The 23,488-nt window shown below is 65.5% G+C and carries 24 protein-coding genes; 4 read left to right on the plus strand and 20 right to left on the minus strand.

Annotated elements, in window-relative coordinates; all coding sequences use genetic code 11:
* Window positions 1-6: 6 nt before the first annotated feature.
* On the minus strand, window positions 7-732 hold the full coding sequence (locus IEG05_RS00830) for a TorF family putative porin (protein WP_191121483.1): 726 nt from the start codon (window positions 730-732) through the stop codon (window positions 7-9).
* Between the two features lie 203 nt (window positions 733-935).
* On the opposite strand from IEG05_RS00830, the gene IEG05_RS00835 reads away from it, so the two are divergent.
* Window positions 936-1,202, plus strand: coding sequence for a DksA/TraR family C4-type zinc finger protein (locus IEG05_RS00835; protein WP_102838738.1), 267 nt, complete (start codon window positions 936-938; stop codon window positions 1,200-1,202).
* On the opposite strand, the gene IEG05_RS00840 is transcribed toward IEG05_RS00835, so the two are convergent.
* The 13 genes from IEG05_RS00840 to urtA form a co-directional block, all read right to left on the minus strand.
* Window positions 1,203-2,384, minus strand: a complete 1,182-nt coding sequence (locus IEG05_RS00840; RefSeq protein WP_191121554.1) for a GAF domain-containing sensor histidine kinase — start codon at window positions 2,382-2,384, stop codon at window positions 1,203-1,205.
* A 69-nt stretch (window positions 2,385-2,453) separates the two neighbouring features.
* Window positions 2,454-3,926 carry an NCS1 family nucleobase:cation symporter-1 gene (locus tag IEG05_RS00845; RefSeq protein WP_191121484.1) on the minus strand — a complete coding sequence of 491 codons (1,473 nt, stop codon included), beginning with the start codon at window positions 3,924-3,926 and terminating at the stop codon, window positions 2,454-2,456.
* 328 nt (window positions 3,927-4,254) lie between these two features.
* Window positions 4,255-4,983 carry a hypothetical protein gene (locus IEG05_RS00850; protein ID WP_191121485.1) on the minus strand — a complete coding sequence of 243 codons (729 nt, stop codon included), beginning with the start codon at window positions 4,981-4,983 and terminating at the stop codon, window positions 4,255-4,257.
* A gap of 344 nt (window positions 4,984-5,327) precedes the next feature.
* Window positions 5,328-7,028: an urease subunit alpha gene (gene ureC / locus IEG05_RS00855; RefSeq protein WP_014818995.1), complete on the minus strand. Its 1,701-nt coding sequence runs from the start codon at window positions 7,026-7,028 to the stop codon at window positions 5,328-5,330.
* A gap of 149 nt (window positions 7,029-7,177) precedes the next feature.
* On the minus strand, window positions 7,178-7,483 hold the full coding sequence (locus IEG05_RS00860; RefSeq protein ID WP_191121486.1) for an urease subunit beta: 306 nt from the start codon (window positions 7,481-7,483) through the stop codon (window positions 7,178-7,180).
* On the minus strand, window positions 7,480-8,034 hold the full coding sequence (locus IEG05_RS00865; RefSeq protein WP_191121487.1) for a GNAT family N-acetyltransferase: 555 nt from the start codon (window positions 8,032-8,034) through the stop codon (window positions 7,480-7,482). The genes IEG05_RS00860 and IEG05_RS00865 overlap by 4 nt, the downstream gene beginning before the upstream one ends.
* An 11-nt stretch (window positions 8,035-8,045) precedes the next feature.
* Window positions 8,046-8,348, minus strand: a complete 303-nt coding sequence (ureA, locus tag IEG05_RS00870; protein WP_014818998.1) for an urease subunit gamma — start codon at window positions 8,346-8,348, stop codon at window positions 8,046-8,048.
* 136 nt (window positions 8,349-8,484) lie between these two features.
* Window positions 8,485-9,318 carry an urease accessory protein UreD gene (locus IEG05_RS00875; protein ID WP_191121488.1) on the minus strand — a complete coding sequence of 278 codons (834 nt, stop codon included), beginning with the start codon at window positions 9,316-9,318 and terminating at the stop codon, window positions 8,485-8,487.
* 219 nt (window positions 9,319-9,537) lie between these two features.
* Window positions 9,538-10,236 carry an urea ABC transporter ATP-binding subunit UrtE gene (gene urtE / locus IEG05_RS00880; RefSeq protein WP_191121489.1) on the minus strand — a complete coding sequence of 233 codons (699 nt, stop codon included), beginning with the start codon at window positions 10,234-10,236 and terminating at the stop codon, window positions 9,538-9,540.
* Between the two features lie 104 nt (window positions 10,237-10,340).
* The gene (urtD, locus tag IEG05_RS00885) at window positions 10,341-11,192 is read right to left on the minus strand and encodes an urea ABC transporter ATP-binding protein UrtD (RefSeq protein ID WP_003283036.1); all 852 of its coding nucleotides are present in this window, start codon (window positions 11,190-11,192) and stop codon (window positions 10,341-10,343) included.
* A complete protein-coding gene (gene urtC / locus IEG05_RS00890; protein ID WP_191121490.1) occupies window positions 11,189-12,268 on the minus strand; it encodes an urea ABC transporter permease subunit UrtC in 1,080 nt (359 codons plus the stop codon). The genes urtD and urtC overlap by 4 nt, the downstream gene beginning before the upstream one ends.
* Window positions 12,265-13,836 (minus strand): urea ABC transporter permease subunit UrtB, encoded by a 1,572-nt coding sequence (urtB, locus tag IEG05_RS00895; RefSeq protein WP_179485623.1) that lies wholly within the window; start codon window positions 13,834-13,836, stop codon window positions 12,265-12,267. Before urtB ends, urtC begins: the two co-directional genes overlap by 4 nt.
* Before the next feature lie 176 nt (window positions 13,837-14,012).
* Window positions 14,013-15,281 (minus strand): urea ABC transporter substrate-binding protein, encoded by a 1,269-nt coding sequence (urtA, locus tag IEG05_RS00900; RefSeq protein ID WP_003298281.1) that lies wholly within the window; start codon window positions 15,279-15,281, stop codon window positions 14,013-14,015.
* A 291-nt stretch (window positions 15,282-15,572) separates the two neighbouring features.
* On the opposite strand from urtA, the gene IEG05_RS00905 reads away from it, so the two are divergent.
* Window positions 15,573-16,211 (plus strand): pseudouridine synthase, encoded by a 639-nt coding sequence (locus IEG05_RS00905; RefSeq protein WP_041015929.1) that lies wholly within the window; start codon window positions 15,573-15,575, stop codon window positions 16,209-16,211.
* A gap of 21 nt (window positions 16,212-16,232) precedes the next feature.
* On the opposite strand, the gene IEG05_RS00910 is transcribed toward IEG05_RS00905, so the two are convergent.
* From IEG05_RS00910 to IEG05_RS00930, 5 genes are all read right to left on the minus strand, one after another.
* The gene (locus IEG05_RS00910) at window positions 16,233-16,451 is read right to left on the minus strand and encodes a DUF2788 domain-containing protein (protein ID WP_003298283.1); all 219 of its coding nucleotides are present in this window, start codon (window positions 16,449-16,451) and stop codon (window positions 16,233-16,235) included.
* Between the two features lie 175 nt (window positions 16,452-16,626).
* Window positions 16,627-17,019, minus strand: a complete 393-nt coding sequence (locus IEG05_RS00915) for a globin (RefSeq protein WP_191121491.1) — start codon at window positions 17,017-17,019, stop codon at window positions 16,627-16,629.
* Between the two features lie 163 nt (window positions 17,020-17,182).
* Entirely contained in the window at window positions 17,183-17,662 is a 480-nt protein-coding gene (locus IEG05_RS00920; RefSeq protein ID WP_191121492.1) for an Lrp/AsnC family transcriptional regulator, read from the minus strand.
* A 344-nt stretch (window positions 17,663-18,006) separates the two neighbouring features.
* Complete coding sequence (locus IEG05_RS00925) at window positions 18,007-18,897, minus strand: cation diffusion facilitator family transporter (RefSeq protein ID WP_041015930.1); 891 nt, start codon at window positions 18,895-18,897, stop codon at window positions 18,007-18,009.
* A gap of 25 nt (window positions 18,898-18,922) precedes the next feature.
* Window positions 18,923-19,339: a polyribonucleotide nucleotidyltransferase gene (locus IEG05_RS00930; RefSeq protein ID WP_101275179.1), complete on the minus strand. Its 417-nt coding sequence runs from the start codon at window positions 19,337-19,339 to the stop codon at window positions 18,923-18,925.
* A 213-nt stretch (window positions 19,340-19,552) separates the two neighbouring features.
* Between IEG05_RS00930 and IEG05_RS23170 the strand changes: the two genes are divergently transcribed.
* Window positions 19,553-20,053, plus strand: a complete 501-nt coding sequence (locus IEG05_RS23170; protein WP_224742619.1) for a hypothetical protein — start codon at window positions 19,553-19,555, stop codon at window positions 20,051-20,053.
* Between the two features lie 59 nt (window positions 20,054-20,112).
* Window positions 20,113-22,638, plus strand: coding sequence for an ATP-dependent helicase HrpB (gene hrpB / locus IEG05_RS00940; RefSeq protein ID WP_191121493.1), 2,526 nt, complete (start codon window positions 20,113-20,115; stop codon window positions 22,636-22,638).
* Window positions 22,639-22,640: 2 nt separating this feature from the next.
* On the opposite strand, the gene IEG05_RS00945 is transcribed toward hrpB, so the two are convergent.
* Window positions 22,641-23,456 carry a substrate-binding periplasmic protein gene (locus IEG05_RS00945; protein WP_191121494.1) on the minus strand — a complete coding sequence of 272 codons (816 nt, stop codon included), beginning with the start codon at window positions 23,454-23,456 and terminating at the stop codon, window positions 22,641-22,643.
* Window positions 23,457-23,488: the final 32 nt, after the last annotated feature.

Raw genomic sequence — 23,488 nt, forward strand, 5'->3', positions numbered from 1 at the left:
CCGCGCTCAGAACAGCTGCCGCTCGGCGCGGAAGGTCAGCAGGCCGTCGCAGCGCGGGTTCTGTCCCGAGTAGGCGCTGCACGCCTGGCCGCTCAGGCTGGAGTCGCTGTAGGACAGGTTCAGCTGCAGGCCCAGCCAGGGCCGCGAGAGGTCCAGCGACCAGTCGCTGAACAGGTCCACGCTGTCGCCACCGTCGAGATAATGCGGTGCGGCCAGCGCGTGGCTTGAGTACTTCACGCGGACGCCGACGGCGAAAGGCGTCACCGTGCCCAGGTCCAGATAAAGCGTGCTGTCGGTACGCCCGGCGGCGCTGTTCAGCGCCGCGCCGAGGCGCCGGTCGCCCAGCGTCAGGCCACCGTAGTATTCGTGACGATCCCATTCGGGCAGTTCCGGAAAGCTGTAGCGCATCAGGCCGATCTCGTAGCCGAGTTGGTCATGATCGTTCTGCTGCGCATAGCCGAGATAGGAATTCACCTCGAGTTGCCTGCCGTCGACCAACCCGACGCTGGGGGACCACTGCCCGACATACAGCCCGCTGGCATGGGTGAGATCGAGTCCGCCATGGAATGCATTGCCGGTGCTCGGTTGCACCAGCCCCTGAGCCATGCTGCGGGCGGGCTCGGTGCTCAGCTTGAGGTCGAAGGTGCCCAGTTCGCGCTCAAGCACCTGTGGTTCGCTGGCGCAGCCCGCTGCCAGGAGCAGGCTGGTTATGATCGGTAAGATGCGCTTCATGCTGGCTGCCCTGCCGGTTCGCAAATGCCCGAGGCGCTGAGCCGTCGGCGTGAACCGGGGCAGGATAGGCGACTGTGCCGCTCGTGCAGCGCCATCCGTCGATTGCCCGGCGTCATTCGATGGGCGGTATCGCCTGGGGTGAGCATCCGCCCGCGCAATGACTCCAAAGCAGAACAGCATCGAGCCGATGCGGGAGGTGAGCAATGGCGACAGGTTGGGCAGGTGACGGTGCCGTCCAGGAGCAGATCGACAGCACAGTCGAAGACGCGGTGCAGCGTGCCCGCAGCAAGCTCGCCCGCGGCGAGAGCCTCAAGCATTGCGAGGAATGCGGCGCGGCCATTCCCGAAGCACGGCGTCTAGCGGTACCCGGCGTCAGGCTGTGCATCAAGTGCCAGGCCGAGCAGGACAAGGAAGACGCCAGGTTCAGCGGCTATAACCGCCGTGGCAGCAAGGACAGCCAGCTGCGCTGATCAGGCGCGCTGCAGCGGCATGCGGAAGGTGAAGATGGTACCGGCCTCGGCGCTGGAGGTTACCTGCATGCCGCCGCCATGGGCTTTGGCCACCTGGTCAACGATGAACAGCCCCAGTCCAAGCCCGTTGCGCGAGGTGCCGTCTTCCTGGGAATAGGCATGGAACAGTCGTCCCAGCCGCTGCGCCGGGATTGGCGTGCCGCGATTGTGCACCGCCAGCTGGAAGTGCTCGTCGATCACCTCGGCCTTCACGATCACCGGACCAGTGCTGGCGCCATGGTGCAGCGCGTTGGTGATCAGGTTGGCCAGCAGCTGGGCGATCCGGTCCGGGTCGCATTCGAACACCGGCAGCTCTGGCAGCTGTTCGAGAATGACTCGGCGTGGATGGGCGGTGCGCAGTTCGGTGACCACCTGCATCAGCGTGAGATGCAGGTTGGCTGCGGCGGTCCAGTTCAGCGGTATGCCATTGCCCAGCTGGCCGCGCGCGAAATCCATCAGATCATCGACCATGCGCGAGGCGCGCTGGCTGGACGTGCGCACATGCTCGGCGAGCTGCTGCGTGCCGCGTTCCGTCGAGCGCCGGACCAGCAGATCGCTGGCCGCCTGGATCGAGGCGAGCGGGGTGCGCAGGTCGTGCCCGAGCAGGGCGATGAACTGCTCGCGCTGGTGGCCAGTGATGCGCTCGTCGGCCAACGCTGCACGGGTGGCCTGCTGCTGCTCCTCGGCTTCGATCTGCAGGGTCAGCAGGCGCGCGAAGGATTCGAACATTGCCCGCGTTGCCGGGCTGGACAGGTCGCGTGGCAGTGGATCGAGCGCACAGAGCGTGCCGAAGAAACTACCGTCGGCGCGCAGCACCGGCACCGAGATATAGCTTTCGAAGCCATACATCTGCGGCGTGTGATGGTTGCAGTAATCGGGGTCGGCGCTGACCTGGCTGATGATGATCGGCTGGTGCGAGGCGTGGATCTCGCTGCACAGCGTCGTGGTGATATCCAGCTCGCCACCGACCTTCAGGCCGAACTCGATGCGATCGAGCACGGCGCATGCGGTCCAGTTCGTCTCGGTGACGCGGGCAACCGCAGCGAAGCGCAGGCCGGTGGTTTCGCTGACCACCTGCAGGATGGCCGGGACGGCGCTGATGCGCTGGACGGTGAGCAGGTCGTCGAGGATGGATGGCACCATCTGCAGGCCCTGAGCGACGTAAAAAAGGCCGGCCACTTTAACATGGCCGACCTCTTCTGCAGGCGGCGGTCAGCCGAGCGGAGCGGGTTGCGCCGCGCCGGTGAGCGGCGACTGGTTACGCATCAGTCCGAAGTGCAGCACGCCGCCGAACAGCGCGCCGAGCAGCCACGCGAAGCCGGACAGGCTCTCCAGGCCCGGCACCCACACCGAGGCCACGGAGAACACAGCGCTGACGCCGAAGGCGATCATCGCCTTGCGGTTCCAGCCGGCATTGAAGTGGTAGATCCCGCTGCGCTCGGTGGAGAACAGCTGCTGCAGGTCCAGGTGCTGGCGGCGAACCAGGTAATAGTCGGCGACGATGATGCCGTACAGCGGCGCCAGCACCGCGCCCAGCGTGTCGACGAAGGCGGCGATACCCACCTCGCTGATGAAGGCCACCCACAGCGCGCCGATAAAGAAGGCGATGGCCGCGGTAATGAAACCGCCGGTACGCGCGCTGATTTTGGCTGGCGCCAGGTTGGCGATGTCGTAGGCCGGCGGGATGAAGTTGGCGACCAGGTTGATGCCGACCGTGGCGGCAAAGAAGGTGATGGCGGCCACCACTGTCAGGGTCACGTTGTCGATGCGCGCGACGATGTCGGTCGGGTTGGTCAGCGTTTCGCCGAACACCACCACGGTCCCGGCGGTGATCACCAGCGCGATCAGCGAGAAGATCGCCAGGCTCACCGGCAGACCGAGGAAGTTGCCGATGCGCATCTGCCGTTCGCTCTTCACGAAACGGGCGAAGTCACCGTAGTTGATCACCACGGCGGCGAAGTAGGCGACCATGGTGCCGACCACCGCGGCGAACGCGGCGATCGGTCCGCCGGCGTGCTCTCCGCTGCCGCTGAAGATGTCGCCGAGGGCGCCGAGCAGGCTCGGGCCGGCCTGATACCAGATGGCGATCATCAGTACGATCATCACCAGGTAGACCAGCGGGCCGGCCCAGTTGAGAAAGCGCGTTACCCAGTCGACGCCACGGACGAACAGCGCCACCTGGAACACGCAGACGATCACGTAGGCGGCCCAGTCGATGGCCGTCAGGCCGAGCAGCGTGGCGGCCTGTGGCTCGCTGCCGAGCAGTGTCCGCAGCAGCAGGGCCACCGCGGTCGAGGCGAAATAGGTCTGCACGCCGTACCAGAAGATCGCGACGATGCCGCGTACCATCGCCGGGAAATTCGCGCCGCGTACCCCCATGCTCGCCCGCGCCATCACCGGGAACGGAATGCCGTACTTCACGCTGGGCTTGCCGGTGAGCTGCACCAGGCCCATGACGATGAAACCGGCCAGCACGATGCCCGCCAGGACCGCCCAGCCATTGAGGCCGTAACTGATGAACAGCGTGGCTGCGAGGGTGTAGCCGAACAGGCTCTGGATGTCGTTGGACCACACATTGAAGATCTCGAACCAGCCCCATTTGCGCTCAGCCGGGGCAAGTGGCGCGAGATCGGCGTTGTACAGGCTGGGATCGATCTGCTTGATCTGGAAATCGTCATGGTTCATGGGAGGGCGCTCTGAGCAAGACTGTGGATTTTTTGTATGCAGTTCTTGTTCCGCGTAAGGCAGAGCTCGCGAATTGACCGGCTGTGGCGCAGCGCGCTACGTCGACAACCCCTGGATTCTAGGCGCTCCCAGACAGTTCGCCTGGATTTTTTGTATACAGAAAGGGTGGCGAGTTTAGGCGGGTAGAGTGCAAAGCCCTGTCTGTGGATGCGCCGCTCGAGAGCCTGAGGTGCGTGCAGTGCACCAGCAGGGTGCTTTCCGATGGCACATAAAAAAGCCAGGCCTGCGTGGGGCCTGGCTTTCCGACCGAATCGGCCGATGGACGCGATTACTGCTGGGTAACGATCGCGGTGTTGTTGCTGCCGGTCTGGCTGACGCTGGCGTAGTCGGCAAAGCCTGCCTGGGTCACGGTCGCGAAGTTGTCGGCGCCTGTCTGCAGCAGCACGGCCTGGCTGGAATCACCGAACTGATCGACCAGCGCGAGGTTGCCGTCGCCCTGCTGCTCCAGATCGACGGAGTTGCCGATTCCGGCCTGATCGATATCGGCCACGTTCATGTTGCCGGTCTGGATGAGATCGACGATGCCTTCCTGGCCGCTCTGGGAGATCAGCGCTTCGTTGCCCTCCCCGAACTGATCGGCAATGGTGCTGTTGTACGCGCCGTCCTGGATCAGCACCACATCGTTGCCCACGCCGTCCTGGGTCACGTCGGCGCTGTTGGCAAAGCCGGCCTGCTCGACGATCGTGCTGTTGTCCCGGTCGTACTGGCTGATGAACACCTCGCCCTCGACGCCGGTTTGAATGACATCGGCTTGGTGCAAGGCACCCTGCTGAGTCACCTCGGAAAAGTTGTCCTGGCCGAGCTGGGTGGTCGTGGCGCTGTTCTGCTGCGAAGCGCCGGTCTGATAAATGTACGAAGCCTGGCCGACGCCTTCCTGGTAGACATCGGCGATCTGGTCAACACCGTTTTGTTCGATAACCGCTTCACTGCTGGCCGCAATAGCCTGGGTGGCAGAGACGGCGAGTACAGCAGCGAAAAGCGCGTTGGTTTTGAACATCGATTGTTTCTCCGTAGGATTCAGTCAATCACGCCGCTGGTTTTTCAGCTGACGCGGTTACCCGAAATCGCCCGCTTTCCCCTCGAACGCGACACCGGCAATGCCTCCCGCCAGCCACGGTAGCCGGTGGTCGCTGCGCATCCGTGCATCCCTGGGTAGAGCGTTGCGCTTGGGTTGTCAGACGGTAATTCCATGCCCGACTTTCCCAATCCATCGAACGGTTGATTCACTCGCGAACCGACGAAGTGCAGCGCGAGCATCGACCTTGCGGTGATGGCAAAACGCGCGCTGGGTGGAAGGCAATTGGCCCCCGTCCCGGCGCGCTGCCGATCAGAACAGGTCGATCAGAACAAAAAGTAGCGCTGCGCCATCGGCAGCACCTCGGCCGGTTCGCACCAGAGCAACTGCCCATCCGCGCGCACCTGATAGTTCTGCGGGTCTACCTGAATATCCGGCGTGTAGTCGTTGTGGATCAGATCCTTCTTCTGCACCGAACGGCAGCCCTTTACCACGCCGATCTTTTTCTTCAGGCCCAGCTGCTCAGGCACGCCGGCCTCGAAGGCTGCCTGGCTGATGAAGGTGAAACTCGACGCATGCAGCGAGCCGCCGTAGCTGGCGAACATCGGTCGGTAGTGCACCGGTTGCGGTGTCGGGATCGAGGCGTTGGCGTCGCCCATCAGGCTGGCGGCAATGGCGCCTCCCTTGAGGATCAGCGTCGGCTTTACGCCGAAGAAGGCCGGGCGCCAGAGCACCAGATCCGCCCACTTGCCTACTTCGACCGAGCCCACCTCATGGCTGACGCCGTGGGTGATCGCCGGGTTGATGGTGTACTTGGCGATGTAGCGCTTGGCGCGGAAGTTGTCGTTGCCGGCGCCATCACCGGGCAGGGCGCCGCGCTGCTTCTTCATCTTGTCGGCGGTCTGCCAGGTGCGGGTGATCACCTCGCCGACGCGGCCCATGGCCTGACTGTCGGAGCTGATCATCGAGAAGGCACCCAGGTCATGCAGGATGTCTTCGGCAGCAATCGTCTCGCGGCGAATCCGGCTTTCGGCGAACGCCACGTCCTCGGCAATGCTCGGGTCGAGGTGGTGGCAGACCATGAGCATGTCCAGGTGCTCGTCGATGGTGTTGCGCGTGAAGGGCCGCGTCGGGTTGGTCGAGCTCGGCAGCACGTTGGGGAAGCCGCAGGCCTTGATGATGTCCGGCGCGTGGCCGCCACCGGCGCCCTCGGTGTGGTAGGTGTGGATGGTGCGGCCCTTGAATGCGCCGAGGGTCGTCTCGACGAAGCCGGATTCGTTGAGCGTGTCGGTATGGATCGCCACCTGCACGTCGTACTGATCCGCCACGTTCAGGCAGTTGTCGATGGCCGCCGGGGTGGTGCCCCAGTCTTCGTGCAGCTTGAGGCCGATGGCGCCGGCCTTGACTTGCTCGATCAGCGGCTCGGGCAGCGAGGCGTTGCCCTTGCCGGTGAAGCCGATGTTCATCGGGAAGGCGTCAGCGGCTTTGAGCATCATCGCCATGTGCCAGGGGCCGGGCGTCACCGTGGTGGCGTTGGTGCCGGTGGCCGGTCCGGTGCCGCCGCCAATCATGGTGGTGACGCCGCTCATCAAGGCCTCTTCGATCTGCTGTGGGCAGATGAAGTGGATGTGCGAGTCGATGCCGCCGGCGGTGAGGATCATCCCCTCGCCGGCAATCACTTCCGTCGCGGCGCCGATGGCGATGGTCACGTCCGGCTGGATGTCCGGGTTGCCGGCCTTGCCGATGGCGGCGATACGGCCATCCTTGAGGCCGACGTCGGCCTTGACGATGCCCCAGTGGTCGAGGATCAGCGCGTTGGTGATCAGGGTGTCGACCACATCCGCGGCGCACAGCTGGCCCTGGCCCATGCCGTCACGGATAACCTTGCCGCCGCCGAACTTCACTTCCTCGCCGTAAGTGGTGAAGTCCTTTTCGACCTCGATCCACAGCTCGGTATCGGCCAGGCGCACCTTGTCGCCAACGGTGGGGCCGAACATATCGGCGTAGGCTTGTCTGCTGATCTTCATCGGGGCTCCTTGGTCGGTCCCTGTATTGGCTCTGCCCTCACCCCAACCCTCTCCCGGAGGGAGAGGGGGCTGATCGGCGTTGGTCCATTCCGTCGCGGTGGCTGCTTTTCTCCCTCTCCCCTTGGAGAGAGGGCTGGGGTGAGGGGCTTTTAAAGCGCGCCCATCACTCGCCCGGCGAAACCGAAGACCCGGCGATCGCCGGCCAGCTCGACCAGTTCCACCTCGCGGCTCTGTCCCGGCTCGAAGCGCACCGCGGTGCCGGCCGGGATGTTCAGACGCATGCCGCGCGTGGAGGCGCGGTCGAAGGTGAGCGCGTCGTTGGTTTCGAAGAAGTGGTAGTGCGAACCGACCTGGATCGGCCTGTCGCCGCTGTTGGCCACGCAGAGGGTCAGGGTGCGGCGGCCGGCGTTGAGATCGATCTCGCCGTCCTGGATCTGGTATTCGCCGGGAATCATGGTTGGGACGTCCTGTTCAGGGTCAGTTGCATCATGGTCAGGTCCAGCCAGCGGCCGAACTTGCAGCCGACCTGGCGCATCTGGCCGACGTGGATGAAGCCGAGCTGCTGGTGCATATGCACCGAGGCGCGGTTCTCGCTTTCGATAAAGGCGACCATCACGTGCTTTTCCAGCTGCCGGGCGCGCTCGATCAGCACCTTCATCAGGCTGCGGCCGATGCCGCTGCCGCGGTGGTCGGGGCTCACGTACACCGAGTTCTCCACGGTGTGGCGAAAGCCGTCATGCGGGCGCCAGGGGCCGAACGAGGCGTAGCCGGCCACCTGGCCCCCCTCGTCGATGGCCACCAGCACCGGGTAACCCTGATCGTGGCGCTCGGCCAGCCAGGCGCGGCGGTTGTCGAGGTCGACGATCCGGTCGTTCCAGATTGCCGTGCTGTTCTCAACCGCGTCGTTGTAGATCCGCAGGATGCCTGCGAGGTCGGTGTCCAGGGCGTCGCGTATCTGCACGTTGAGTTCCTTCAAAAGCGGTTCAAGGTCGTTCGCAGTAGACATTGACCCGCGTTTCAGGGAATAGGTTGATGCACGGTGACCAGCTTGGTGCCATCCGGGAAGGTAGCCTCGACCTGGATCTCCGGGATCATCTCCGGCACGCCTTCCATCACCTGCTCGCGGCTGAGCAGGGTGGTGCCGAAGTGCATCAGCTCGGCGACCGTTCGGCCGTCGCGTGCACCTTCGAGCAGTGCCGCGGAAATGTAGGCCATGGCTTCCGGGTAGTTGAGCTGCAACCCGCGCGCCAGACGGCGTTCGGCCACCAGGCCGGCGGTGAAGATCAGCAGCTTGTCCTTCTCTCTTGGTGACAGATCCATAACAGCTCCAGTCGTAGGGTGGGCGTCGCTTTTCGCATCCACCGGCTCGTGGTCGAGACCACGCAGCGATCATTGGGCGGCACTTGGCAAGCGCCGGCGTAGGGTGGGCAACGGCGCAGCCTTGCCCACCGGTCATTTAGGTACTCCAGATGCGAGGCGGTACCGCCTCGCGGCCCAGCAGTTCAGGGCGCAACAGCCGCCATAGGTCGATCAGCCAGGCGCGCGCATGCAGCGCTTCGTCGGCCAGGCAGCGCGCGACCACCAAGCCCGGCAGCTGGGTCAGGTCGCCACGCACGCGGCTGGGCAATTCACGGCAGCGTTCCATCAGCTCGGCGTCGATTTCGCCGCTGACGATCAGGGTCGCAAACACCGAATGCCCGTCCAGGCCGATCGGTGAATCCAGCAGGCCGTCGCCGCCGGCGATGCGCTGGCGTTCGTGCCAGATGAGCTGACCATCGCGGCGGATACCCAGATGCGCCTGGAAATGCCCGGCGTCGAAGCGCTCGCCTGCTGCCGGCCGGCCGAGCGCAACCATGTCCCAGTAGAACAGCCGCGCGTCGCCTTCCAGCTCGATGACCGTGCTCAGCTCGGCCTGCGCCGCGGAGTAGACGATGGTCTCCTGCGGTAGCCATTCCAGCGTGGCGCCGGTTTCGACGCGCAGGCGCAAGTCCTGATACGCCGGGCCGACTGCGCGATACCACTTGGCCGCACCGGGGCTGGTCAGTTGCGCCCAGGCACCGGCGGCAACCGAGGCGCTGATATCCAGCCGATCCCCACCGGCAATGCCACCCGGCGGGTGCACGATGATGTGCTGACAGACCTCAGGTCCCTCTGGGTAGAGATGCTTCTGCACTCGCAGCGGCCCACTGTGTCGACGCAGCACCGGCCGCGTGGCACTGGCGCACAGCGCATAACCGAGCTCGAGCTCGGCATGCCAGTGGGGGGTGAACAGCGGTGCAGGGGCGTTCATGGGCGCAGGCTTTTCGATCTGTCGGTCAGGAAAGCAGAGCAATCGCCATGCCTGTTGTGCGCTGCCCTGGTGCGTCGTCCTGTGGCGCGGCCTGATAGCACGGCGCTGCAGCGCTTTCCGCCGCGAGTTGGCGTCCTGATCAGGCGTCTCTGCTGGTGCTCCTGTGCTTCGGGCTGGTGCGTTGAGCTTTTTATGCGTCGTTGTGGTGCATTATTCCGATCAGATCGCGACCAGCCCGCGTATGCCTTCGGCCTCCATCGTCTCGCCGCGCCCCTGCTGAATGATTTCGCCACGGCTCATCACCAGGTACTGGTCGGCCAGTTCGGCGGCGAAGTCGTAGAACTGCTCCACCAGGAGGATCGCCATGTCGCCGCGGGCTGCGAGCTTCTTGATCACCGCGCCGATCTCCTTGATCACCGAGGGCTGGATGCCTTCGGTGGGTTCGTCGAGGATCAACAGGCGCGGCTTGCTCGCCAGCGCGCGGCCGATGGCGAGCTGCTGTTGCTGGCCGCCGGAGAGGTCGCCGCCGCGGCGGTGCTTCATTTCCTGCAAAACCGGGAACAGTTCGTAGATGAACTCCGGTACTTCCTTGGCTTCCCTGGCGCTGAAGCGGGACAGGCCCATCAGCAGGTTTTCCTCGACGGTCAGGCGGCCGAAGATCTCGCGCCCCTGCGGCACGTAGGCGATGCCGGCGTGCACACGCTGGTGCGGCTTGAAGCCGGTGATCGGCTTGCCCTCCCAGTTCACCGCGCCTTCCTTGGCCGGGATCAGGCCCATCAGGCACTTGAGCAGGGTGGTCTTGCCGACGCCGTTGCGCCCGAGCAGGCAGGTGACTTCGCCGACCTTCGCCTCGAACGAGAGGCCGCGCAGGATATGGCTGCCGCCGTAGTACTGGTGCAGTTGCTGGACTTGCAGCATATCGATGTCCTTGTTCGTATGTCCGCGTGGAAAAGGCTTTGCCGTTTTCCACCCTACGTTCGGCGGGCGTAGGGTGGATGGCCGAAGCCATCCACCTTTTTTGCTCAACGCCCCAGATACACCTCGATCACCCGCTCGTCCGCCTGCACCTGTTGCAGCGAACCCTCGGCCAGCACCTGGCCCTGGTGCAGCACGGTGACGTGGTCGGCGATGGTCTCGACGAAGCCCATGTCGTGCTCGACTACCATCAGCGAATGCTTGCGCGCCAAGGACTTGAACAGCTCGGCGGTGAATTCGGTCTCGGCATCGGTCATGCCGGCCACCGGTTCGTCGAGCAGCAACAGCTGCGGCGACTGCATCAGGAGCATGCCGATCTCGAGGAACTGCTTCTGCCCGTGGGACAGCAGCCCGGCCGGGCGATGACGCGACTGGCCTAGGCGGATGGTCTCGAGCACTTCGTCGATGCGGTCCTTCTGCTCGCCGGAAAGCCTGGCCCTGAGGCTGGCCCATACCGACTTGTCGGTCTTCTGCGCCAGTTCCAGGTTCTCGAACACCGAAAGCGCCTCGAACACCGTGGGCTTCTGGAACTTGCGGCCGATGCCGGCCTGGGCGATGTCCACCTCGCTCATGCGGGTCAGGTCCAGGGTTTCGCCGAACCAGGCGCTGCCGCTGGTGGGGCGCGTCTTGCCGGTGATGACGTCCATCATGGTGGTCTTGCCGGCGCCGTTGGGGCCGATGATGCAGCGCAGCTCGCCGACGCCGATGTACAGGCTGAGATCCGTCAGCGCCTTGAAGCCGTCGAAGCTGACGTTGATGTCTTCCAGGCTGAGGATGGTGCCGTGGCGTACGTCCAGGCCCTTTTCGGCGACCCGGCCGAGGCCGATGGCATCGCGGGTCAGGCCACCGCCGGTGGGGTCGAAGCCGTCGATGACGGCGCTGCAGGGTACGGTTTTCATTCTTCGCCCCTCCGCTTGATGAGGCCGATGACGCCCTTGGGCAGGTACAGGGTGACGACGATGAACAGCGCACCGAGGGCGAACAGCCAGTATTCGGGGAAGGCCACGGTGAACCAGCTCTTCATGCCGTTGACGAGGCCGGCGCCGAGCAGCGGGCCGATCAGCGTGCCGCGCCCGCCGAGTGCGACCCAGACGGCCGCCTCGATGGATTGCGTCGGCGCCATCTCGCTGGGGTTGATGATGCCGACCTGCGGCACATAGAGCGCACCGGCGAGGCCGCAGAGCACGGCCGACAGCGTCCAGATGAACAGCTTGTAGCCGCGCGGATCGTAGCCGCAGAACATCAGGCGGTTCTCGGCATCGCGCAGGGCGGTGAGCACCCGGCCGAACTTGCTGCGCGCCAGGCGCCAACCGAGATAGAGGCTGCCGACGAGCAGCGCGACCGTGGCGAAGAACAGCGTGGCGCGGGTCGCCGGCGCCGAAATCGAGAAGCCGAGAATGGTCTTGAAGTCGGTGAAGCCATTGTTGCCGCCGAAGCCGGTTTCGTTGCGGAAGAACAGCAGCATGCCGGCGAAGGTCAGCGCCTGGGTCATGATCGAGAAGTACACGCCCTTGATCCGCGAGCGGAAGGCAAAGAAGCCGAAGACGAAGGCCAGCACGCCGGGCACCAGCACCACCAGGCACATGGCCCAGAGGAAGCTCGACGTGCCGTACCAGTACCAGGGCAGTTCGTTCCAGGCGAGGAAGCTCATGAACGCCGGCAGGCCGTCACCTGCGCTCTGCCGCATCAGGTACATGCCCATGGCGTAACCGCCAAGGGCGAAGAACAGGCCGTGGCCGAGGGACAAGAGCCCCGCGTAGCCCCAGACCAGATCCAGCGCCAGGGCGACGATGGCGTAGCAGAGGATCTTGCCCACCAGGGTCAGGGTGTAGGCCGAGACGTGCAGGGCATGCTCGGCCGGCAGCAGGTGCAGCAGCGGCATGGCCAGCAACACGACCAAAGCGATACCGAGGGCGACGGCGGTGAGCTTCGGCCCGGCTTTCTGTGCGGCGGTGAGGGTGAGTGGCTGGTTCAATCGATGACCCTCCCCTTGAGAGCGAAGAGTCCCTGAGGACGCTTCTGAATGAAGAGGATGATCAGCGCGAGGATGAGGATCTTGCCCAGCACGGCGCCGATCTGCGGTTCAAGGATCTTGTTGGCGATGCCCAGGCCGAAGGCGGCGAAGATGCTGCCGGCCAGCTGGCCGACACCGCCGAGCACCACCACCAGGAAGGAGTCGATGATGTAGCTCTGGCCGAGATCCGGGCCGACGTTGCCGATCTGGCTAAGTGCAACACCACCGAGGCCGGCGATACCGGAGCCCAGCCCGAAGGCCATCATGTCGATGCGCCCAGTGGGCACGCCGCAGCACGCGGCCATGTTGCGGTTCTGCGTGACCGCGCGCACGTTCAGGCCCAGACGTGTCTTGTTCAGCAAGAGCCAGGTCAGGAGCACCACGAACAGCGCGAAGCCGATGATCACCATGCGGTTGTACGGCAGCACCAGGTTCGGCAATACCTGCAGGCCGCCGGAGAGCCAGCCGGGGTTGGCGACTTCGACGTTCTGCGCGCCGAACAGCACGCGCACCAGCTGGATCAGGATCAGGCTGATGCCCCAGGTCGCCAGCAATGTTTCCAGCGGACGTCCGTAGAGGTGGCGAATCACCGTGCGTTCCAGCGCCATGCCGATCGCGGCGGTGACGAAAAAGGCTACCGGCAGCGCCACCAGTGGGTAGAACGCCAGCGCTTCAGGGGCGAAACGCGCCATCAGCACCTGCACCATATAGGTGGTGTAGGCGCCGAGCATGAGCATCTCGCCGTGAGCCATGTTGATCACGCCGAGCAGGCCGAAGGTGATCGCCAGACCGAGGGCGGCGAGTAGCAGGATCGAGCCCAGCGACAGGCCGCTGAAGGCCTGGCCGAGCAGCTCGCCGATCAGCAGTTTGCGTTTGACCTGCGCCAGGCTGGTCTCGGCGGCCTTGCGCACGGCGGCGTCGGTTTCCGCCTCGTCGGCCAGCAGGTTTTCCAGCCTTACCCGCGCCAGCGGAGCACCGGTTTCGCCAAGCAACCGCACGGCGGCGAGGCGCACGGCCGGGTCGCTCGCGGTCAGCTGCAGGTTGGCTAGCGCCAGGGTCAGCGCTTCGCTGACGGCAGCATCTTCCTCTACGTCCAGGCGCTGCTGGAGCAGTTCGAGCTGTTCCGGCTTGCCGCTGCGCTGCAGGCGCTTGGCCGCAGCGAGGCGCTGCGCGGGGTCTTCGGCGAACAGCTGGTGGCTGGCCAGAGCGGTGTTGAGCAGACCGCGCAGGCGGTTGTTCAGGCGCAGCTTCTTCGGCGTGCCGACCGGCTCGGCGTCGCCTTCGAGGGCACGGTAGGCCCCGTTTTCCTCGATAAAGGGCGTCTTGTTCTGGTCGATCCCCACGCGGCTGGCGCGCAGCGCTTCGATCAACGGCAGGCGCTCAGGCGCGGGCACGGCGGCCCAACTTTCCAGCAGCTTGGCCTGTTTGGCCGGGCTGGCCTTGGCGTAGTCGGCTGCGTCTCCGGCCTGTGCCGCCCAGGGCAGGGCGAGCAGGAGCAGCAGCAATAATCGGTGCAGGGCAGTGTTCATCTGTGCATTCCCCAGGGGGCGCCGTGTGCTCTCTTGGCGGAGCTGGCGGCGGTGGGTGGGCGGATGAGATCGTCTCGACTACGCGTCTCGATCCGCCCAACGAAAGCCGAGTGATCGCAGGGTGGATCGGGACGCGGAGTTGGCGCGTCATCCATCCACCGCGGCGACCGCAGCGGTTAGTTCGACTTCACCGCGTAATCCGGCTTCTTGTCGTTGCCCGGGATGTAGGGGCTCCACGGCTGGGCGCGGACCGGGCTTTCGGTTTCCCAGACCACCGAGAACTGACCGTCGTCCTGGACTTCACCGATCATCACCGGCTTGTGCAGGTGGTGGTTCTTCTCGTCCATGGTCAGGGTGTAGCCGCTTGGCGCCTCGAAGGTCTGGCCAGCGAGGGCGTCGCGCACCTTGCCGACGTCGGTGGTGCCGGCTTTCTCAACCGCCTGCGCCCACATGTGGATACCGACGTAGGTGGCTTCCATCGGGTCGTTGGTCACGGCCTTGTCGGCGCCAGGCAGGTTCTGGGCCTTGGCGTAGGCTTTCCACTTGCTGACGAAGGCTTCGTTGACCGGGTTTTCAACCGACTGGAAGTAGTTCCAGGCGGCCAGGTGACCAACGAGCGGCTTGGTGTCGATGCCGCGCAGTTCTTCCTCACCGACCGAGAAGGCGACGACCGGAACGTCAGTGGCTTCCAGGCCCTGGTTGGCCAGCTCCTTGTAGAAGGGCACGTTGGAGTCGCCGTTGATGGTCGACACCACAGCGGTCTTGCCGCCGGCGGAGAACTTCTTGATGTTGGCGACGATGGTCTGGTAATCGCTGTGACCGAAGGGGGTGTAGACCTCTTCGATGCTCGATTCCGGCACGCCCTTGCTGATCAGGAAGGCGCGCAGAATCTTGTTCGTGGTGCGCGGGTAGACGTAGTCGGTGCCGAGCAGGAAGAAGCGCTCGGCGCCGCCGCCGTCTTCGCTCATCAGGTACTCGACCGCCGGGATGGCCTGCTGGTTTGGCGCCGCGCCGGTGTAGAAGACGTTCGGCGACAGCTCTTCGCCCTCGTACTGCACCGGGTAGAACAGCAGGCCGTCGAGTTCTTCATAGACCGGCAGTACCGACTTGCGCGATACCGAGGTCCAGCAACCGAAGGTCACCGCCACCTTGTCCTGCGTCAGCAGCTGGCGGCCCTTTTCGGCGAACAGCGGCCAGTTGGAGGCTGGGTCGACCACCACCGGCTCGAGCTGCTTGCCGAGCACGCCGCCCTTGGCGTTGATCTCGTCGATGGTCATCAGCGCCATGTCCTTGAGCGAGGTCTCGGAGATGGCCATGGTGCCGGACAGCGAATGCAGGATGCCGACCTTGATGGTCTCGGCGGCCTGCAGGGTGAACGGGAACAGGCCGCTGAGCATCAGGGCACTGGCGGCGAGGGTGGTCTTGATCAGAGGACGGCGTTTCATTGTGGGGCTCCTTGGCTGTCCGTGCGCAACTGTGGGCTGAAAACATCGGAACGCCAGGAGCAAGGGCAGCATCCGTGCCAAATGGCGCAAAGCCTTCTGCGACGCAGCTTTGCGCCGATCTGGGGTTGATCGGGCTGCTTTCGCTGTGAGCCATGCTGGTGCACGCGAAGGCCAGTGGTGCACCGCGGGAGGCCGCTTTGCCCGATTTCAGTGCCGCGCCGAGTGGCTCCGCCACTTGCAGCTGCCGGGTGTCACTTCTAGCATGGCCGGCCCGTATCGAGACCCGTCGCCATGCCCCGTCCACCGCGTCCTCCATCCTCGCGTCCGCCTGCACGAACCGCGCGCCCATCCGCGCCGCGGCGCGTGGCCAAGGCACCGCCGGCCGAGCCACGCCTGTTGTTGCTGAACAAGCCGTTCGACGTGCTGACGCAATTCAACGATGCCGATGGCCGCGCGACGCTGAAGGATTACGTGCAGGTGCCGGGCGTCTATCCGGCTGGCCGGCTGGATCGCGACAGCGAGGGGCTGCTGCTCTTGACCAACGACGGTCAGTTGCAGGCGCGCATCGCCGACCCCAAGCACAAGCTGCCGAAGACCTACTGGGTGCAGGTGGAGGGTGAGGTCAGCGCCGAGCAGCTGCAGCGCTTGCGCGATGGCGTCCAGCTCAATGACGGCCTGACCCTGCCCGCCGAAGCGCGGCAGCTGGACGAGCCCGAGCTATGGCCACGCAACCCGCCGGTGCGCTTTCGCAAGAGCGTGCCGACCAGCTGGCTGGAATTGGTGATTCGCGAGGGGCGTAATCGCCAGGTCAGACGCATGACGGCGGCGGTCGGGTTGCCGACCCTGCGTCTGGTGCGGGTGCGCATCGGGCCGTGGGCGCTCGATGGCCTGCAGCCGGGTGAGTGGCGGGAGGTGCCGGCGCAGCTGTAGTGCACCGGCTGGCGCCTCAACTCAGTGCGGGATGCCCTGAGTGACTTCGATGACGTAACCGATGACCGGCTTGGCGAGAAAGGCGAACAGGCACAGGCCCAGGCCGAGGAAGAGAATGGCAGTGCCGAGGCGACCGGCCTTCGACTTCTTGGCCAGGTCCCAGATGATGAACGCCATGAAGGCCATCAGCCCGCCGACGAGCACGATCATCATCCACTTTTCGAAAACTTCGGGCTCCACAGGGATCTCCTGACTGACTTCGACGAATGCGCCCGTGGCAGGCCGGGCGCGAAAGCGGCGCAGTATACGCTGGCATTAGTCGGCGCGTGTGCCACCGCTGGTTGGACGGTCGAGCTCGGAAAGCGTTCGGATCGCGCGAGGCGGGCGCCGGTGCGGCGAAATGTCTCACCGGTATTCAGTAGGCCGCCTTGATCACGTCGATGCCCTTGTTCAGCACCGTGCGCCAGGCCTGCAGGTCCTGCTGTTGCAGCTCCCCGTCGTGCTGGCCGATGGTTTTCAGCAACGCCGCGATCCACAGGTCATAGAGTTCCGGGTGGATATTCAGCTGCTCGCGGGAATGGCTTTTGCCCAGCGCGCGGAGTTTGGTATCCGGCATGCCGCGGGCGAACAGCACCAGATTGAGCATGCCGGCGCGCAGCAGCTGTTTCTGCGCGGTCATGTCGGTGCGCACGAACTTCTCCCGGATCGCAGGCGAGCTGGCGAGGAAGGACGCATAGAAGTCATCGAAGAAGTCGGGACTGGCGCAGCAGCGGCCGTAGCTCTGCATGACGCGGTTGGTGTCTTTCATGGGCATTCCCTTGCACGAGGGCATTTTGCAGCGAGGCCCGCCGGTGAGCGGGCGATGAACGATCCGCCCCGGCCGGGATCATCCGTATGCGAGGCGGTGCAGAAGGGGGCGGATTATAGGCAGCAACCCTGCGAAGTGTGGGGCGAAAGCTGTGAGCCATGTCTCAGCTGCGCAAATGCTCCAGCGGCAGCTCCGTACTCGATGACACCTGGCGCAATACGAAGCTGGAACGCACGCTGGAGACGCCTTCGATGCGCGTCAGGGTGCCGAGCAGAAACTGCTGGTAATGCTCCATGTCGGGCACCACGACCTTGAGTTGGTAGTCGGCGTCTATCCCCGTGACCAGACTGCATTCGAGTACCTCCGGGCATTTGCCGATCACGCCTTCGAAGTGCTCGAAGCGCTCCGGTGTGTGCCGGTCCATGCCGATAAGCACGTAGGCGGTAAGGGTCAGGCCGAGCTTCTTGCGGTCGAGCAGGGCGACCTGGCGGGCAATGTAGCCGTCGTCTTCCAGCTGTTTGACCCGGCGGGAGCAGGGCGAGGGTGACAGGCCGATGCGTTCGGCCAGTTCCTGATTGGAGATGCGGGCGTCGTGCTGCAATTCGGCGAGGATGCGCAGGTCGTAGCGATCTAATTTGCTCATGGCGAATCTCGTTTGGGAATAGATTGCGCATGATGATGAATGCAGGGTGATTGATTGCGCAAGCGATGCCTTGATCAGCAATATTCGCAATCCAGTGCTGGGTGGTGCGGCGTAAGCTTTATCTCAACTTCAGCCCCCGGCAGAAACGGACACGGCACAGCATCCCCGCCGTGACCACCGAAGGTCTTACCAAGACCGACGGTCCGGGCCCCCGGTGCTCACGAGGCGCCGCGCGAAGAAGCCGTTATCATCGGCCAGACGAATCGAAGAGACCACGCTCAGGCGTGGTCTTTTTCGTTTTGGGCGTGTGGTGGTGCCTTGGAAATGGAATCCGAAAACTCCAATCACCGCTTCGGCGGCGCTACCTCAAGCGGATCGGCATGCACCAGCACCTCCGCATTCGGATAGCGATCGTGAATCGCGTTCTCCACCGCCACACACAGATCATGCGCCTGCGACAGCGGCAGGTCCCCCGGCAGCTCCAGATGCAACTGCACGAACCAGCGGGTGCCCGAAATGCGTGTGCGGAAGTCATGGCAGCCATGCACGCCCGGCACTTCGCAGACCAGCTTCTGCATCTGCTCGCTGATCTCCGGCGACAGTTCGGTATCCATCAGCACCGCGCCGGCCTCACGGACGATGGTGATGGCGCTCCAGAAGATGTACAGCGCGATACCGATGCCGAACAGTGCGTCCAGTCGCTCCCAGCCGAAGCTGGCCAGCACCAGCGCGAGTAGGATGCTGGTGTTGAGCAAGAGGTCTGAACGGTAGTGCAGCGAGTCGGCGCGGATGGCGGTGGAGCCGGTGAGCTTGACCACGTGGTGCTGGTAGCTCAGCAGGATGGCGGTCATCAACAGCGAGAAGATCATCACTGCGATACCCAAGCCCTGCGCGCCCAGCGGTTGCGGGTTCAGCAGGCGGTCAACGCCCTGCACGCCGACGAGGATCGCGCTAACGCAGATGAACGCCGCCTGGCCGAGCCCGGCTAGCGCCTCGGCCTTGCCGTGGCCGTAGCGATGGTCGTCGTCGGCCGGGCGCAGCGAGTAGTGAACCGCGAGCAGGTTGAGCAGCGACGCGGCGCCGTCGAGCAGCGAATCGGTGAGGCCGGCGAGCAGGCTCACCGAGCCGCTCAGCCACCAGGCCACGGCCTTGCTCAGCGCCAGCAGGATTGCCGTCGCCAGGGCCGCAGCGGTCGCCCGGCGCATGAGCCGGGCGTGGTCACGATTGATGCTCATCGCTGGCCGTTATCCGCGCGAGTCATCAGGCCGCAGGGCGCAGACCGAAGGCGGCCAGTTGCTCGACGCTGCCGTTGTGCTGGATCAGGCGCGGGTCGTCCAGCGGCAGGCTGCGGCCGATTTCCTTCTCGATGATGGCTTTCAGGCGGGCCTGATCGATCTGGCCGTCGGCGCCAATGGCTTCCTGCAGCTTTTCCGGGGCCATGGAGTACTCGTCGTCGGGCAGGTAGATCGCGCCGGTGGCGAAGTCGACGCCGAAGGCGATCAGGCCGGGGAGGAGGTAAAAGATCAAACCAACCGCATTCAAAGCTGCAATCGCTGGGTCTATGCGGCCTTCGATCTGCCCACGGCGATCCGGGTAGAACAGCGTGCCGCAGGCGGTCAGCTGGGTGAACAGGGAAGCGGCCAACACGCCGCCGATGATTCGGTTACGAGTACGCATAAGGACCTCCTGGAAAAGTGGCGCAACTATACAAGGCCGGAAGACAGCTGGATGATGTTTTCTCGATATCAGACCATGCCGCGGGCTCGGGTGTTCGGCGTGTGCGCTGACGCATGGGGTGGCTTTACCCAGTCCTTACCGAGGCCTGACGGACCGCTGCATCGGCCGGGCAGATAATCGCGCTGCGATTTCATCCCATCCCGGAGTTCAATCATGTCCAGGTCACTGCCGCGCGCCGCGCTTGGCGCCGTTCTTTCCCTCTGCATCGCCTTGCCGGTCACCGCCGCACCACCCGGTCCCGGGCCGGGTGTGCATAGAGGGCCGGCGGGACCGGGGACGCAGCATGTACCGGGCCCGCGTCACGGCCACGGCCTGCCGGCCGGTGCGCGGGAAATCTGGATCGGCAGCATGCTCTACTTCATTGCCGCCGGTACCTATTACCTGTGGAATGTAGAGCGCAATGTCTACGAGCCGGTCAGTCATCCGCTGCTGCCGGCCAGCGAGGCCACGCGATATGATGTCATCGCCTATCCGGCCAAGGACCAGAGCGCCGAGCAGCAGAGCCGCGATCGCTACGAGTGTCATACCTGGGCCGTGAGCCAGAGCGGTTTCGATCCGGCCAGCGCCCGGACGGCTCCGGCGGCGAGCGTTGCCGACATCTACAAGCGCGCCCTTGGCGCCTGCCTGACCGGACGCGGCTATAGCGTCAACTGATGCGCCCAGCTTCGGGCGGGCGCCTCGGTTGTTGAATCGTCTGCCCGAAGCGAGTGCCCATGAATTCCCTACCGATCGACGAAGTCCTGCCGGCGTTGCGCCAGGCCCTGCAACAGCGCGATGAAGCCGTGCTCGAAGCACCGCCCGGCGCCGGCAAGACCACTCGCGTGCCGCTGGCGCTGCTCGACGAAGCCTGGCTGGGCGGGCAGAGCATCATCATGCTGGAGCCGCGCCGTCTGGCTGCCCGCGCAGCGGCTGAGCGGCTGGCCAGTGAGCTGAGCGAGCGCGTCGGCGAAACCGTCGGCTACCGCATCCGGCTGGACAGCAAGGTCGGGCCGAACACGCGCATCGAGGTAGTCACCGAGGGCATTCTCGCGCGGCGGCTGCAGGACGACCCGGCGCTGGAAGGCGTCGGCCTGGTGATCTTCGACGAATTCCACGAGCGCAGCCTGGACGCCGATCTGGCCCTGGCGCTGACGCTCAATGCGCGGCAGCTGCTGCGCGACGAGCCGCTCAAGCTGCTGCTGATGTCGGCGACGCTGGAGGGCCAGCGCCTGTCGGCACTGCTCGACGATGCGCCGGTGGTGCGCAGCGAGGGGCGCATGCACACGGTCGAGCAGCGCTGGGGCCGTCTCGTTGCGGCGAATGAGCGTATCGAGCCGCGCGTGGTGCAGACGGTGCTGCAGGCGCTGGAGGACGAGCAGGGCAGCGTGCTGGTGTTTCTGCCGGGGCAGGCCGAGATCCGCCGCGTCAACGAAGCGCTCGCCGATCAGCTGGGCGGGCGCGGCGACATCCTGCTCTGCCCGCTGCACGGCGAGCTGGAGCTGGCGCAGCAGCGCGCGGCCATCGAGCCGGCACCGGCGGGCATGCGCAAGGTGGTGCTGGCGACCAACATCGCTGAGACCAGCCTGACCATCGAAGGCGTGCGCATCGTGGTGGACGCCGGACTGGCGCGGGTGCCGCGCTTCGATCCAGGCAGCGGCATGACCCGGCTGGAAACGCGGCGCATCTCCCGCGCCTCGGCTACGCAGCGCGCTGGCCGCGCCGGGCGCCTGGAGCCGGGCGTCTGCTATCGGCTGTGGTCCGAGGATCAGCACGCGCAGCTGGCGGCCTATGGCGAGGCGGAAATCCTCCAGGCGGACCTTGCGGGTGTCGCGCTGCAACTGGCGCGCTGGGGTGTCGAGCCCGACGAGCTGGCCTGGCTCGATCGCCCGCCGGCGGCGGCTTACGCCCAGGCTCAGGCGCTGCTCGAGCGCCTTGGCGCGTTGCAGCACAACGAACATGGCGGCTGGCAGCTGACCCGCCACGGCCAGGCCATGGCCGAGTTGCCGGCGCACCCGCGGCTGGCGCACATGCTGCTGCGCGGGCATGGCTTGGGTATTGGCGCGCTGGCGGCGGATGTCGCGGCGCTGCTGGTCGAGCGTGACATTCAATCCGGCGGACAGCGCAGCGGCGGCGCCGACCTGGCGCTGCGTCTGCACCAGTTGCAGAGCAGCCGTGGCGCTGCGGTGCAGCGGGTGCGGCAGCTGGCCCGGCAGTTTCGTGGCCTGCTGCGCGGCACTCCGGGGCAGGGCGACGGAGCGCTGGACGAACAGCACGCGCTGGCCACGCTGCTGGCTTTCGCCTACCCCGACCGCGTCGCCCGGCAGCGCCGCGAAGGTGGCGGTGGTTATCGTCTGGCCAACGGGCGCGCGGCGCTGTTCGGTGAGCCGGATGCATTGATGAAGGAGCCCTGGCTGGTGATCGCCGAGCTGGGCAGCCATCAGGGACAACGCGAGGAGCGCATCTACCGGGCGGTCGCGCTGGACCCGGCGCTGTTCGACGGACCGCTGGCCGAACAGGTGTTTCTGCGCGATGAGCTGGAGTGGGACGAGCGCGAGGGCGTGCTGCGCGCCGAACGGCAGCGGCGGATCGGCGAACTGGTGCTCAGCCGCGAACCACTGCCGAACCTCGACGATGACGCGCGGGCTCGCGCGCTGCTCGGCCTGGTACGGCGCAAGGGCCTGGAACTGCTGGCCTGGACGCCGGAGTTGCGCCAGTGGCAGGCGCGCGTCGGCCTGCTGCGTCAGCTCGATCTGGACGCAGGCAACAGCAGCGACTGGCCGGACGTCAGCGATGCCGCACTGCTGGAACGGTTGGACGACTGGCTGCTGCCCTATCTCGGCAAGGTGTCGCGCCTGGCGCACTTCGCCCAGCTCGATCTGGCCGGCATGCTCGCCACGCTGCTGCCCTGGCCGCTGCCGCAGCGCCTGGACGAGCAGGCGCCGGTGGCGGTCAGCGTGCCGTCCGGCTCGCGTGTTCGTCTCGATTACGGTGAGCAGCCGCCGGTGCTGGCGGTGCGTCTGCAGGAGCTGTTCGGCCTGGCCGACACGCCGCGGATTGCCGGTGGCCGACAGGTCGTCAAGCTGCACCTGCTGTCGCCGGCGCGGCGTCCGGTACAGGTCACCCAGGACCTGGCGAGCTTCTGGGCCAACACCTACGGCGAGGTAAAGAAGGATTTGAAGGGGCGCTATCCCAAGCACTACTGGCCGGACGACCCGCTGATCGCCGAACCGACCGCACGGGCCAAGCCACGCGGGCAGTAGGCTCAGTCCGACGGCAGGCTGAGGTCCTCGCCGGCGACGCGCAACGCTTCATAGGCGTCGTCGAGCGCCGTGACGATGGCGCTGGCATCGCGAGCATGACGCGAGACGATGAAGTGGATCGGCACCTGGGCCAGGCGCTGGTAGGGCAGCGTCTCCATCCGTAGCCGCTGGCGGGCCTGTTCCACTGGAATCTGGTAATCGAGCAGGTAATCGCCACGGTTGCGCTGCAGCATTTCCAGCGCGGAAAGGTGATTGCTGGTGCGCAGCAGGCGCAGGTCGAGGCCGGGATCGTCCAGTAGCGCGTTGACGTTCGGCCAGTAGCTGTAGCCGCCGATCAGGATCAGCGACTTGCCGGCAAGGTCGTCCGGCAGGCGCGGCGCCGGCGTACCGGCAAGGCGGTAGAGGTTGAGATTGATCTGGCTGAGCGTATGCCGGCCTTCCAGCGTATGGGTCGCCAGCTCCGGCTTGCCCTGGGCTCCAGGCCAGAGGTCGATGCTGCCATTCTCCAGCGCCGCGTAGAGGCGGGCGCCGGGCAGCCCTCGAAAGCGCACGCCGTAGCCGGCCTGACGCGCGACGCGGCGGGTCAGTTCGGCCAGCTCGCCGCGTGCCATGCCCTGGGCATCGGTGTAGATGGCCGGGGCGAACTCGTAGTAGCCGACGTTGAGGACGCGTTGCGAAACGGGATTGGCCAGGACCGCGGCTGGTAAGCCGAGAAGGGAGGCCAGGGCCAGATAGATGAATGCTTTCAATGGATCGATCGCTGCCTTGCGCTGTTCCAACAAGCATGCGCAGCCGATGCCCGGTTGTCCATGAGCCATATTGCTGCAGCAGCGTGAGGAATGTCGGCCTA

This window comes from Stutzerimonas kunmingensis (assembly GCF_014764705.1).
Taxonomy (GTDB): Bacteria; Pseudomonadota; Gammaproteobacteria; order Pseudomonadales; family Pseudomonadaceae; genus Stutzerimonas.